Origin of the sequence: Amycolatopsis regifaucium (genome assembly GCF_001613935.1) — a bacterium.
GTDB classification, from domain to species: Bacteria; Actinomycetota; Actinomycetes; order Mycobacteriales; family Pseudonocardiaceae; genus Amycolatopsis; species Amycolatopsis regifaucium.
Genome location: NZ_LQCI01000002.1, coordinates 70,328 through 84,250, shown reverse-complemented (window position 1 = coordinate 84,250; position 13,923 = coordinate 70,328). Strand labels below are relative to the sequence as shown.

The 13,923-nt window shown below is 69.5% G+C and carries 6 protein-coding genes (1 of these 6 running past the window's edge); 4 read left to right on the top strand and 2 right to left on the bottom strand.

What is annotated here, in order from left to right; genetic code table 11:
* Positions 1–5 precede the first annotated feature (5 nt).
* Positions 6–1,295 (bottom strand): acyltransferase domain-containing protein, encoded by a 1,290-nt coding sequence (locus AVL48_RS01480; protein WP_061988617.1) that lies wholly within the window; start codon positions 1,293–1,295, stop codon positions 6–8.
* 251 nt (positions 1,296–1,546) lie between these two features.
* On the bottom strand, positions 1,547–2,953 hold the full coding sequence (locus AVL48_RS01475) for a helix-turn-helix transcriptional regulator (protein ID WP_061988619.1): 1,407 nt from the start codon (positions 2,951–2,953) through the stop codon (positions 1,547–1,549).
* Between the two features lie 444 nt (positions 2,954–3,397).
* Between AVL48_RS01475 and AVL48_RS01470 the strand changes: the two genes are divergently transcribed.
* The 4 genes in view from AVL48_RS01470 to AVL48_RS01455 are tightly spaced (at most 57 nt apart) and all read left to right on the top strand, a layout consistent with a single transcriptional unit that may run on beyond the window.
* Entirely contained in the window at positions 3,398–5,797 is a 2,400-nt protein-coding gene (locus tag AVL48_RS01470; RefSeq protein ID WP_061988667.1) for a right-handed parallel beta-helix repeat-containing protein, read from the top strand.
* Positions 5,798–5,853: 56 nt separating this feature from the next.
* Complete coding sequence (locus AVL48_RS01465; RefSeq protein ID WP_061988620.1) at positions 5,854–8,349, top strand: hypothetical protein; 2,496 nt, start codon at positions 5,854–5,856, stop codon at positions 8,347–8,349.
* A gap of 57 nt (positions 8,350–8,406) precedes the next feature.
* The gene (locus AVL48_RS01460; RefSeq protein ID WP_061988669.1) at positions 8,407–8,763 is read left to right on the top strand and encodes a WXG100 family type VII secretion target; all 357 of its coding nucleotides are present in this window, start codon (positions 8,407–8,409) and stop codon (positions 8,761–8,763) included.
* A gap of 57 nt (positions 8,764–8,820) precedes the next feature.
* Positions 8,821–13,923, top strand: partial view of a WXG100-like domain-containing protein gene (locus tag AVL48_RS01455; protein WP_061988622.1) — the start only. The gene runs 22,668 nt beyond the window's last position; 5,103 of the gene's 27,771 nt are visible here — the first part of the coding sequence; its start codon is at positions 8,821–8,823; its stop codon lies off the right edge, out of view.

Sequence of the window (13,923 nt, the reverse complement as noted above, 5' to 3'; positions counted from 1 at the left end):
CGGGTTCACCCGCGACTGCCGGTCACATAGTCGGTGACCTTGGCGAGTGTGTCCAGATCGGTACTGCGGAAACCCGGCGCGGGCGCGGGCAGGTCGAAGATCTGCCGGGCCTTCGTCAGCAGTTCCGTCTGGCGCATCGAGTCGACGCCGAGGTCCGCCTCCAGCGCCGCGTCCTCGGTCAGCACCTCGACCGGGTATTCCAGCGCTTCGGCGTACAGTTCGCGCAACCGGGAGAACACTTCTCCCCGCGCCGGAACCGAGCCGGCGGCGACCAGTGCCGGAGCCGGCACCGTCTCCTGTACCGGGGGCGCGGCGGGAGCCGGGACGGCGACCGCTTGCCGCGTGCGGGGGACAGGCGTGGGTTGCCCGGTCTGGGTGAGGGCTCCCACCGCGGAGGCGAGCGGGAAGGCGGCGCGGACGAGTTTGGTGAGCGTCTCACCCGCACCCAGCTCGGTGAACGACCGCCTTCCTTCGGCGTAGAGGCCGGAAAGCGCTTCACGGAACTGAACCGGCTGGGACAGATGAAGGCCCAGCAGGGCGGCCAGGTCATCGCCGTCGTGATACCGGCGCCCGAGGATCGGGGAATACACCGGGACGGCGAAGCCGCCCGCTTTGTACTCGGCGGCCTTCGCGGCCAGCTCCCGCCCCGCCGGAACGAGAGCCTGATTGTGGAACCCGTAAGGCGAAGAGACCGCACCAGTGCCGATTCCGAGCGTTTCCGCCACCGTGCGTGCCGTGGCCAACTGTGCCGCGGGACCCGACAGCACGGTTTGTTCGTCGGCGTTGTCGACCGCGAAGGCCAGGCCGGGCAGTTCCACGAGCGAGAGCAGAAGCTCGCTGCGGGCCCGGCCGCACCGCAGTGCGAGCAGGCCGCCCTCGGGAGCGTGGGCACGCAGGACTTCGTTGCGGTCACAGACGACGGAAGCACCGTCGGCGATGGAGAACGCCCCGCCGATCACCAGGGCCGCGATCTCGCCGAAGCTGTGCCCCACCACCAGATCCACGATCGTGCCGCGGGCGGCGAGAATCCGGTACGCGGTGACGGAGGCGCCGTAGATCGCCAGCTGGAGCTCGTCCGGATGCCGGGTGAGCATTTCTTCGAGCGAAGGTGCCTCGGCCGCGAACACCACCGAACTGACGGTGCGGCCGGTCCGGGCGCGATACACCTCGTCGATGGTTTCGAACACTTCGTGCACCGATTCGTCACCGCGTGCCCACGGAACGGCCAACGTGCCGGGCCGGTACGCTCCTTGCCCGGGAACCAGTCCGACTTCAGTCTGTCCGAGGTCCATCATTCGGCTCACCTTCTGTCCGGCTTCTGTTCTGTCGCACCAGGAAATGCGCGGAAGCTTTCGATTTCCGGACGGTATCGGCCGAACTCGCGGCGGAAGGGGAAGAGTGCCCGAACAGTGCGGGGAGTAGCCCTTTTGTCACCGGCCGGGTGCGCCTGACGTTCACCTGCCCTCGACCGGCCCGCGATCGAGGGGTGCCCGTTCGGGCAGGGTCGTTGGACCACCGATCAGCCGGTTCGCGGAAACCCCATCGGCTACCGGATGGGGACTAAGATCGAGCGTAATTCGCTTCGCCCGGAAATCGCGAGTTTGCGATAGATATTCGAGAGGTGGAATTCCACAGTAGACGTGGTCAGCTGTAATCGCTTGGCGATCTCGCCATTGCTCAGCCCGCCCTGAGCGAGGTTCGCCACCTTGCGTTCTTTCGCGGACACCTTCGGCGTTTCACCGGCCGCCGTCCACCGTCGTAGCGCTTCGTCCGCGCGGACTTCCCAAGCGTTGTTGCCGGTCGCGAGCGCGGTTTCGCGGAGGCCGCGGAGCGCGGGCTGAACCTCGTCGTGGCGTCCCTCGAGCCTCAATTTCACCGCGAGTTCATATTGGGCTTCCATCAAGGTGTTCCGGGCGCCGCTGTCCGCCAGGAGTTCGACCGCCTTCTTCAAAAGCTCGACATCCCGGCCCTCGGTGGACACCAGGCCGAGCGTGCGCAAGGCGGTACCGATCGCCCGGGCGGTGCCCCACCTCCTCGCGCGGCTGAGTTCCTCCTCGGCCAGCGGAAGGGCGATGGTCTCCCGTCCCGTCGCGGCGGCGCAGAGTGCTGCTCTCGACCGCCAGGGGATGACGGCGGGGTTGCCGACCCCCCAGGAGGCGAGTTCCCGGCCGCAGGCGACGAAGTCCTCGTAGGCAGGTTCCGGCTGCCCGATCGCCCGGCTCAGGAGGCCGCGCGCCGCGAGGACTTCGGCGCGATCGACGACGGCGTCCAGGTTGCCGCTGAAAGCGTGAGCGCGCATCAGGGCGTCCGCGCGATCGAGATCGCCGAGGTCGACCAAGGCCTCGATGGCCCAGGCCACCGCGACCTCGGTGAACTGGTTTTGGACGCCGCGAGTGACGAGGGGATCGAGCAGCCGGACAGCGGTCACCGAGTCGCCGTTGAGAGCCGCGACGCGAGCCCGGAGCACGGTCAGGGCCGGTGATGCGGCCCAACCCGCGCGGGTCATCGCGCGTTCGCAATGGTGCTGGGCCAAAGCACCGTCGTCGAGGTAGGCGAGCGACAGGATCGCGTACCAGAATGTGCCGACATCACGCCAGTTGAACGACTTCAGGGCTTCATGGGCGAGCTCGGCCGCTTCCCGCGGGTCGTTCCCTTGGTTCACCAGCGACATCGCGCGCGTCGCGCTCAGCCGTTCCGGCGGAACCGGGAGCCCGTGCCGGCCGGCGGTCTGCGGTCCGGGCCTGGGACTGCCCGCCACGTAGACCAGGCCACCCAGTTCCGGTCCGACGATGTCGGGTGAGGCGAACTCGAGGATCCGGCGCAGGGCACTCATAGCGGCCTCGTCGGCTTCGCTCCACCGGCCCAGCGCGCCCAACCGTGCCCGTTCTTTGCGCGCCGCGTCGAGGGCTTCGCGAGCGGCCTCGGCATCGTCCGGCCTGTCCAGTTCAGTCACCCCTTCCCGTGCCGCCCGCCTGCCGCGCGCCGATCGGTTCCCTCCGCCGGATCGAGTCGCGGAGCGCCATGTCGGCCTCGCTTTTGCCACCTTCGGCGGGGGCCACCTCTGCTCATCGTACTTCGAGGGGTGCGCCCGCGGCCGCCGGGTGGTCACTCTCCACAGTGTCGCCGTCACTGAACGAATCCGGGCTCTTGTTCCCACGCGATGCGCACGCCACGGCCGGAAAGAGGGTTTTCCCTTACGAAGAGGGTGACGGGTGGAGCGCAAGAGGCGATTTTGCCCGACATGTTGCCCGAACTTCCCCCGAGCGCCCTTTGTCTTCCGTTTCTCCTCGAAGATCAGAGCAGCTGCGAATGAAGAATTCGTTGAGGCCTTATTGGTGCGCTCAAAGTCCCGGATTCGGGGCCGGTACGGGTGATGAACGAGAAAGGGAGCCGGAACGTGGGCCAAAACGTCATCATGGTCACGCAGACGCCGGGGCACGGTTACCGGCGCATCGGTGACGCGGTGGCCGGTGCACCCGAAGGCGCCTTGATCGTGGTGGCACCCGGCCGGTACAACGAAAACCTCGTATTGTCCAAACCGGTGACGATCACCGCCGAGGACGGCATCGGGACGGTCACCATCCTGGCCGGCTCCGGGGTCGCGGTCTCGGTGGCCACCTCCTCGGCCGCCTTGTCCGGAATCTCCGTCGTGTCCAGCGACAAGGACAATCCCGCCGTCTTCGTGGCGCAAGGTCAGCTGAGCCTCACGGAATGCTCCCTCGACGGAGCGGGCTGGTCCACGGTCTTCGCGTCCGGCGACGGCAAGGTCCTGATGCGGGACTGCGAAGTCCGCAATGGCGTCGGAGCCGGCGTCGTGGTCACCGCCGCGGACGGTGGCGTGCTCGAATCCTGCCGCTTCACCGACCTGGGGACCTCCGCCGTGGTGGTCGCCGACGACGGAGCGCTGACGATGCGCGCCTGCAGTGTCGTCAAGGCGGCGGGAAACGGCATCTGCCTCAACGGCCGCGGCACCCTGACCGTCGACGACACCACCATCACCGGCACCGGCAAGCCCGCGGTCGCGGTCGAGCAGCAAGCGACGATGAAGGCGAAGCGGCTGTCGGTGTCCGCCGCGGACGGTATCGGTTTCTACCTGGCCAGCACCGGTCACGTCTTTCTCGACGACTGCTCGGTGGAGCGTGTCGGCGCCGAGGGCATTTTCGTGGCGGAAGGCTGCAAACCGGAACTGCGTGGCTGCCGCGTCCGCGCCAGCGGCTTCCGCGGCGTGCACTTCGCCGCCCGTTCCGGCGGCAAGTTCACCAACTGCGAGGTCGCCGAGGTGGACGGGATCGGCGTCCACGTGACCGAGCGGTCCACTCCGGAATTCGACCAGCTCTCCGTCGCCGGGAGCAAACGATCCGGCGTCCGGGTTTCCGACGCCGCCGATCCGTTCTTCCGCCGGTTACGGGTACTCGGGTCGGACGGCGCCGGTGTCGAGGTCGACGAAGGTGGCCGCGGCACGATGGAGAACGTAGAGATCGAAGGCGGCGAAGTAGGGCTGCGCATCGTCGGCGGCTCTCGGCTGACAGCGAGCGGGCTGAGCGTACGTGACACCAGGGCCGCCGGTGTCGAGGTCGTCGACGCCGCACTGGCGCTGGCGGACAGTGCCATCACCGGTTCCGGTGGGGACGGTGTCCACGCCGGGGGCGGAGCCAACCTGTCGGTCGCCCGTTGCCGCGTGCACGGCAGCGATGGCATGGGCTGTCAGTTCGCCGAGGGGGCGTCGGGCAGCATCACCGATTCCGAGTTCTCCGGTGGCCAGGCCGACGGCATCCGGCTCGACACGCGGGAAGCCGTCCGGGTCTCGTCGTGCACCGTGCGGGACAACCACGGCAGCGGTCTGCGGCAGACCCGGCCCGGCACGGCGATCGAAGTGCTGGACCTGATCACCAGCGGGAACCTGCGGCCGGACGCGTTCGGGACGTCCGCGTCGGCCGAAGCGGCGCGCTCTTCACCCGCCGCCGCTCCCACCCCGGTCAAGACCGCCGACGATCCGCTCATGGAACTGCAGGGCCTCGTCGGATTGGCCGGGGTCAAGCGCGAGGTGACGTCACTGATCAATCTCAACAAGATGGCCAAGCGGCGGCAGGACGCGGGATTGTCGGCCCCGCCGATGGCCCGCCACCTGGTGTTCGCGGGAGCGCCGGGAACCGGCAAGACCACGGTCGCCCGTCTCTACGGGCAGGTGCTCGCGCAACTCGGTGTGCTGCGTGAAGGACATCTGGTCGAGGTGGCCAGGGCCGATCTGGTCGCGCAGATCATCGGTGGCACCGCGATCAAGACGACGGAGGCCTTCACCACCGCACTCGGCGGCGTCCTGTTCATCGACGAGGCGTACACCCTGAGCGCCGGTTCGGGAGGAAGCGGGCCGGACTTCGGTCGCGAGGCCATCGACACCCTGGTCAAGCTGATGGAAGACCACCGCGACGACGTCGTCGTGATCGCCGCGGGTTACTCGAACGAAATGTCGAAGTTCCTCGAATCCAACCCCGGGATGGAATCGAGGTTCAGCCGCACGATCGAGTTCGCCAACTACACGGCGGACGAGCTCGTCACCATCGTCCGGACCCAGTGCGCCAAACACGACTACCGCCTCGACGAAGAAGCGGCGGACGGTCTGCTCGACTACTTCGAGGCGATTCCGAAGGACGGCACCTTCGGCAACGGCCGGACCGCCCGGCGAGTGTTCGAGCGCATGACCGACAGGCAGGCGTCCCGCCTCGCGGAGGCTTCGGAGGTGACCGCGGCCGATCTGACGTTGCTGACCGCGGAGGACCTGGAAACCGGTGTGCGGTGACCCGCACCCTCGAAGGTTTCGCTCCGTCCATTCGCACTGCCCGAGCAGGAGGCAAGATGAACCACGACATCGTGGATCAAGGCGCCGGTGACTTCCTCGTCGAACGGCGTGGTGCCCACGTGCTGATCCGCCGGATCGGTGAAGCCGACCTTCAAGCCGGCGCCATCGGCTGGCCGGAACCGGTCGACGGTCACGTGTTCGTCCTGGTCTCCCCAGGCGCGGCGAGAGATGGCTCGCTCACCACCGCGTTGCCCGCCCTGTTGCACCGCTCCGTGGTGGCGAAGGACGTCGAAGCCGTGCGGATCGCCTTGCCGGGATTCGGTCGGGATCCCTTCGTCCCGCAGGCCTTGGCCGACGCGCTCAATGTCGAGATCTTCGCCCCGGACGGCACCTTCGTCGTCGAACCGGGGGCACTCCTTTACGCGGGTCACGGGACCGGCGGCACCGGATGGCTGCGGTTCCGTCCGGGAGCGCCCGCTTGTCCTGATGGACGACGGTATCCGGTACCTGCCTGGGAAGCCGCGATGCCGGCCACGCCGTCCGGCGTGCCGGGGGCGATCATCGAACCGATGCCGGCCGCGATCCTCGAACCGGTGCCTGCCGGCCTGCTGGTGCGGCGCCCGGACGCACGTCCGGCGACTCTCGGCGACGCGGCTTTTTCGGTGCCCGCCGACCCGTCCGTCGCCAAGATCGTCGTCGGAGCGGAAGGGGCCGTACCGGCCGCCGGGCTTGTGTCCACAGTGGTCGGTCGGCTCCCGCTCGTACCGACGACGTTGGTCCCACTGTCCACGACGACCAGTGCCCACGCCTGGCTGAGCGAGTTCGCGAAGTCGCTCAGCCGGAACGTCGTCGTCGAAATCTCGCCTACGGACGTGAAGAAGCGCTATCGGCCGTTCGTGGCGAAACTGCTGCAGCGCGCGGACGGAGGTCAGGAGGTACTCGAAGCCGTTGTCCCGCCCCGGGGATGGCAGCGACGCGACGCTTCCGGATATCGGCGTGGGCAGGTCATGGCCGACGTCGTCCCGTCAGGGCTCGTGCTACGGACCGGAGCCGGTGATTCCGCGGCCTCGGCGGCGTCGTTCGACCCCGAAGCTTGGACGCTGTACCTCGGAACGCCCGGTGAACCGATCGGCCCGGACCTGCTCTCCGCCGCGGAAGCGCTGCTCGGCGAACTCGTCCCGGAAACACGCAACGTGGCCCGCCTCCGGTTGCTGGGTGTGCTCGACGACCGGACCCGCGAACTGATCGACCGCCCACCGGCCATCGTCACGCGGCCGGTTCCCGCCACCGGCCAGAAGCGGGCCGAACCGGCGAAGCGCACGGAAACGCGGGTCGCGCCGTCCGCTCCGGCCGGGCCGGCCGCCGCGACGCCGCGTCCGCAGGGCGGACCGGTCATGCCGGCCGCGCTCATGGTGTCCTCGGCACCGGTGCCGACGGTGTCCGGCGCGGCGGCCGCCGTTCCCGCGCAGGAGCCGGTCGCGAAAGCTCAGCCTTCTCCAGCCGTCCCCGCCTTCGTCACGCCGCAGCAGGTGCCGGCCACGCCGGTCGAAGCGCCGAGCGTCACCGACACACGCTCCGACGACACCGTTCCGGCGCCGATGCCGGTGGTGGAAGAGACCCGTATGGAGGTCTCGAACCGTCCCGTGGCCGAAGTGGCCGAGACGCGCGAGCCTGCCAAGCCGGTCGAACCCCGGGTGGCGACCGGCACCGCGCTCGTCGTCGCCGACCGGGCCAGTACGGCGGCCGAGCAGGCCCGTTTCACCGCCGCGGCCGGTGACGAGTACGGCGAAGCGCTCGCCACGGTGAACGCGGCTTTGGCGACCTGGCCGTCCATGCGCGGCCAGGCCGATACCGGGATCAAGGCCGACTACGTCGCGGTCTGCCTGTACCTGGGCCGTGGCCGCGGCGGTTTCGGCGACCTGAACCCCGCCGTACGTGGCGGGACCACCGGGGAGATCGAAGGCCAGGTCACCTGTCTCGCGTCGGGACTGCGGCGACTGCCCACACATCGGCGTGCGGTGCTCCGGCAGAGCAAGGACGCGCAGGCGCTGGAGCGCACGATCACGCCGGGCTCGATCCTGACCGAGCCCGGGTTCCTCGTCGGCAGCATGGATCTCGACGTGACCGTGCCGGACGCGGAGCTCGACGTCCTCATCTGGCCCGCGTCGGCCCGGCGGACGTCGGAGCTGCTGATCGGGCAACCGGTGAACGAGGTGGTCTTCTTCGCCGGCGCCCGGTTCAAGGCTTTGGCGCTGCGGGAGACCGAACCGGCAGGCGAAGAGCAGGGTGAAGAGCCGGCCGCGCCCCGAGTGGCCGCGCTGTTCCGGGAACTCGCGCCCAACGAAGCGGTTCCGGTTTCCGGCGAACTCGACGACCACGATCTTGCCGTGCTGGCGAAGCTCGACAGGGCACTCGAACGAAGGCATCGCGGTGCGCTGCGCTTGATCGAGGAACCCGGCCTGACGAGCCGTATGACGAGTGCCCTCTACGAGTGGCGCGAAGAAGCGTCGGCTCCGGCCACCGCGGGGCGAACGGTCACGCTGGCTTCATGACAGGTCCGGCCGAAAGCTGTTCGAGGCAAGAAGTCCATGTACGGAAAGGTGAGCACGATGGCGGACGAATTCCGTCTTGATCCCTCGGGAATGCAGGACATGCTGTCCAGGCTTCGGTCCGACAACGCCGAATTCTCGGACGCGGTGACGCGGTTGAACCAAACCCTGGACCGGTATCACGGTTGCTGGGGCGAGGACAAGGCGGGCAAGAAGTTCGCCGAAGGTTATGTGGACAACGCGAATGACGTGCGGACCGGGCTGGGAGACCTGTCCAAAGGGGTGGGGGAGCTGGCCGACGGCGTCGCCACCACGGTCGGCGACTTCCGTGATCTGGATGAGGCGAACGCGAAGACATTCGATCACCAGTTGGCCGAAGCTCTCCAGCAGCAACAGCAGAACGCGCCGAAAGACTGAGTAAGTCGGCAGGATTCCAGTTCTTTTGACGGCATGACTTTCAGGTGAAGGGGGTGGGTGGTGTTCGAGTCCGGTGATGGGCCCGCGAAACCGCCCAAAGCCCTGCAGAATTTCCTGAAGATCATGGTGGGGATGGAGTGGCCTGAGGGCAATGTCCGGAGTATGCGGGCGATGTCGCAGGCGTGGTCGGATTTCGGCCCGGTGGCCGAGGATTTCGCCGAGAGCGTGCGGACGCGGGCGGCCGACCTGGATCGGTCGATGGACGGCGAGTACGCGCAGGCGATGGCGGAGTACCTGCGCGGGACCATCGCGAAGGCTTTGGACCAGTTGGCGGCGTATTCGAAGGACCTGTCGAAGACGACGAGGACCGCCGCGGCGAATGTGGAGAAGGCGCAGATCCTGTTGATCGCGGCCGCGGTGTTCGCGGTGGCGCAGATCGCTTTTCTGGCGGCCTCATTGATCTTTTCGTGGATGATCCCGGCGGTCAAGGCCGCGACGCAGCTGACGATGCGGATGATCATTCAGCAGTTGCTGGCGAAGCTGGCGACGTTGGGGTTGGAAAAGCTGTCATGGGAGGGACTGAAGCAGGCACTGGTGCGGATCGCGCCGTTCGTCCAGCAGGCGGCGATCGATGTGGGGGCGTCCGCGGCGGTGGGTGCGGGCCTGATGACGTCGATGGACTACTTCACCCAGCTGGGCCAGAAGAACAACGGCCAGCGGGACGAGATCGACGGTAAGGCGGTGTGGCAGGCGGCGGTGGGTGGCGCGATCGGTGGTGCGGCGTCGGGGGTGATGACGGGTGGCGCGCGGGTATTCGTGCACTCGGCGCAGTCGGCGGCGAGGGAGCTGGGGAAGAAGATCCCGCGCGGGATGGTGATCTGGGGACAGCTGGGTTATGCGGGTGGTCAGGTCGCGTCGGTGTTGTGGAGTACACCGATCATCAACGCGGCGTTGGACAATCCCGAGGCGTTCTGGGGTGGGGCGCTGGGGGCGTTGTCCGGGTTCGGCCGTCCTCGGATGCCGGATGGCGCGGGTGGTGAGGGCGGGATGAGCGTCGATGTCAAGGATATCGATGGGTTCCTGCCCGGAGGACCGGAAAAACCCGCGCCGCCGGGTGGTCTCGAGCAGAACGGTGCGGGGGAGGACGGCTCCGGGGACCGTGCGGTCTCGGAAAAGCCTTCGCCTGGCACGGAAGGCAAGCCCGATCGGCCGTCTCTGAGTATTCCGCGGTTGTCCGGGGAGACCTTGGTCGGGGACGCTCCGATCACCGAATCGTCCGGCCGGCCGAGCACGGCCACCGGAACCGTCGGTACGCCGACTCCGGTCGCCGGAAGCGTCGAGGCGCAGACCGGCACCGGGACGCTCACCGATGGACGTCCCGCGCCCCTGCAGCAGTCGGTCGTCACCAGCGGTGGAAGCCCGGTGGGGCAGCTCTTCACCGCCGACCCCGGAACCGTCAACGCCCCTTCGCCCAGTGGAACGGCGGGCAGCCAGGCCGCCTCGGCGGTGGGCGGCCAGACCACATCGAACGCTACGCAGCCGACGTCGACCACGGCCGACGGCCCGGGTTCGCGAGCCGGGGCCGTGCAATCGGACACCGGTACGGGCGAGCGTCAGGTTTCGCCCGGTGGGGACGGCTCCGCGGCCACGAACGCCGTCGGTCAGCAATCCACGCCCACAGCGGCGAGCCAGGCACCAGAGCCCACTTCGAGCGCGAATGGTCAATCGGCCGGTGCGACACGGCCGGTCACCGCCACTCCGGAACCGACGGAAATCCGGCAGGGGCAGGCGGCTGGGCAACCTGTCGCGAATCAGTCGCCCTTGAGCTCCACCGGTTCGCCGACCCAGCCAGTGACCGGGACGACGGGACAGCCGGGCGCGGGTGAGAACGGCCGGGCGTCGTCGGTGGGGCAGACGGCGCCGGTTCAGCCGCCCGCGACCACCGCTGGTGGCCCGGGTCAGTCGGGTGCCGGTATACCGGCCCACTCTGGCACGGGACCGCAGAATGCCACGGCGGGGCAGCCCGCGACGAACCAGCCGCCCGCGAGTACCGCAGGTGGTCCGGGTCAGTCGGGTGCTGGCTCGTCCATGTCGGGTGAGAATGGCAGGGCGTCGTCGGCGGGGCAGTCCGCGCCGGTTCAGTCGCCCGCGAGTACTGCTGGTGGCCTGGGTCAGTCGGGTGCCGGTACGCCGGCCCACTCTGGCACGGGATCGCAGAATGCCACGGCGGGGCAGCCCGCGACGAACCAGCCGCCCGCGACCACCGCCGGTGGTCCGGGTCAGTCGGGTGCTGGCTCGTCCATGTCAGGTGAGAATGGCAGGGGGCAGTCCGCGCCGGTCCAGCCACCCGCGAGTACTGCTGGTGGGCCCGCTCAGGCGGGTGCCGGTACACCGGCCCACTCTGGCACGGGACCGCAGAATGCCACGGCGGGGCAGCCCGCGACGAACCAACCGCCCGCGGCCACCGCCGGTGGCCCAGCACAACCGGTCGCGCCGAAGACGACCGAGTCCGGCCCCGCCGAAGGGCAACCCCAGCCGACTCGACCGGCCGAGGGCACGGACCGGCCGACCACACCCCAGGCCGACGGCGCGCCGCAACCGTCCGCACCGAAGGACGACGTCCCGACGCAGCCGAGTACGCCGAAGGACGACAGCTCGCCGCAGCCGAGCACTCCGAAAGTCGAAGAAAACCGACCGGCCGGGGAAAACCCTCAGCCGGACCGCCCGGCTCCCGGCAAACCCGACGACGGCGCGCGTTCCGACGCCGCGCCGCCCGTTGTGGCTGAAGGCAACCGGCCGTCACCCGTCTCCGGTCAGCCGGTGGCGAACCAGACGGGCCGTTCGGAGACCACCGCTGCCCAGCCGTCCTCGAACGACGCCGCACGACCGGCGTCCGGGCAGGGTGCTCGTCAGGACGCGTCCGTGGTGGAACGGCCCCAGGGGCGTGATGCCGACGGTCGTGGCGGGTCGTCGACGCAGCAGTTCTTGCGTGGCGACACGCCGTCCGTCGGGAGCCAGCCGGCCCGGACGGAGTCGGCGCCCGCGGCGCAGCCACCCAAGGGTGATGGGCCGCCGCCTCCGCGGACGGAGGCCGCGCCGGTGGCTCAGCCGCCGAAGGGAGGCGGTGATGGGCCGCAGCCCACCCGGACGGAAGCCGCCCCCGCGGCTCAGCCGTCGAAGGGTGACGGGCCGCAGCCTCCGAGGTCATCCGGCGAAAGTGCCCGGCCCGGTGGGGAGTCGGTCGCGGCGCAACGTGGTCTGCGGGCGCCGGGCGAACTGCCGTCGGTCGTGGGAACACCGGAGAACCGGCCGGGCGGCAGGTCCGGTGATGATCGGTCGCGGGCGGATTCGGGGGTTGGCCTCGGGGAGGTACAAGGGGCGCTTCTGGCAGCACAACTGGCATCGACCCGGCCGGACCAGGTGACGAAGTCTACTCAGGACGGCCCGGCGGCGGAGTTCGTGACGGCTGCGGACTGGAGCTCGGTGCGGGAGTCGGTTCCGCCGACGAGGCATCGGGGCGAGCGCCGGGATCTTTCGACAGCGGTGGACAAGGAACCGGGCATCGCGCAGCTCCGGTTCGATGTGCGGCGAGGTGAGGTGGCGCCGGGGCAGTGGGTGCGCGAGTTGTCGGTGCCGGTGGAACTGGTGTCGAAGCCGGGCGGGGTGGACGCGGGTGCGCGTCGGGGTTTGGCCCGCGACATGCAGCGGGTTCTGGATGAGCGGATCAATGGCAGGCACCGGTTCCCCGGCGGGGATCAGCTGCATGTGGTGATCGACGCGCGGACGGCGGAGGCGCCACCGCGTGCGGGCTGGGAGCGGGACGGATCGCGGCCGGTGCCGGTCGAGGTGGGCACGACGGCGGAGCGGGGGCAGCTGTCGTGGCGGGTCGGGGACCCCGACGCGGCGGTGGGAAAGCTGTTGCGGTTCATCGGCGCGGAGGGGGAGATGTCGGAGCCGGGGCGGCTGGGCGGCGCCGCCGACGGGCGGAGCACACGCCTGGACGCGACGGATCTCGAGGGGATTGACAACGCGATCCGGGACACCGCGGTCGAGGCACGGGAGGCACCCCCGCGAACGGATCCGAAGCAACCTGAGGTGGTCGCGGGTCCTTCAGGGACGTTGGTGTGGCCGAGCCGGTTGTCGGAGTTGGGGACGTCGTGGTTGCGGGGTGAGGACGGGTGGTATCGGGCGGAGGGTCCGGGGGTGGTGCAGGGCGTGGGGGCGCTGGTGGTTGTGCCGGGGGGTGCGCGGGCCGTGTTCGACTCGGGTGGTGAGGCGCGGTATGTGGAGCTGGCGGACGGGCTGAGTGTCGAGCGAGGTCTGGACGGCGGGTGGTCGCCGCCGCGGTCGACCGCCGGAGAGGTGCGGGCGCAGAAGATGACCGAGGCCGAGGTGCGGGCCGCCGGGCCGGTGACCCTCACCGACGGGTCGAAGGCGACGTTGCCGCCGGAGAGTGAGCGGGTGGTCGATCACCACGGTGCCCAGAAGGTGGTGGCGTACCGGCAGCTGAAGGACGGCGATGGGAGCTGGTTGGCCCAGCCGAGGGTGTTCGTGCCGGACGGCGACGGCGGGTGGGTGCAGCACGCGACGGACGTGGTGGCCTACGAGGGGTGGCTGGCAAGCGCGAACAAGGCGCCGGACGCGGCCAGGACGTTGTGGGACATCGCGGCGCGGTCGGGCCCGGAGGTTCCGCGGCACCGGCGGTTGACCGGGTTGTCGGAGCCGGAGTTGCGGGAGCTGTACGGCAGGGGTCCGGAGGCGGACGCGTTCGCGGCGGTGTTCGAGTTGATCCGGCGGAACAAGGGGATCGCGTTGCGGTGGACGCAGGTGTCGGCCGTACATGCCTTCGGCGAGGGCCGGGTGGTGAACATGGCCGCGGGGGAGGGCAAGTCGTGGTTGTTCTTCGCGCATGCGGCGGTGAACGCGATGCGGGCGGGGGTGGATGGGGTTCAGGTGACCACGACCCGGGGGATTCTGGCGGATCGCGAGATGCCGGTGTATCTGGGGCTGCTGGAGAAACTGGGCGTCGACGTGCACCGGCTGAACCAGGACAATCCGCCGCCGGGGCCGCGGGAGGAGCGTCCGACGGTGTATCTGGGCACCGCCGAGGATGTGGGGTTCACCTATTTGCGGCATGACACGTTGCCGGGTCAGCAGGCG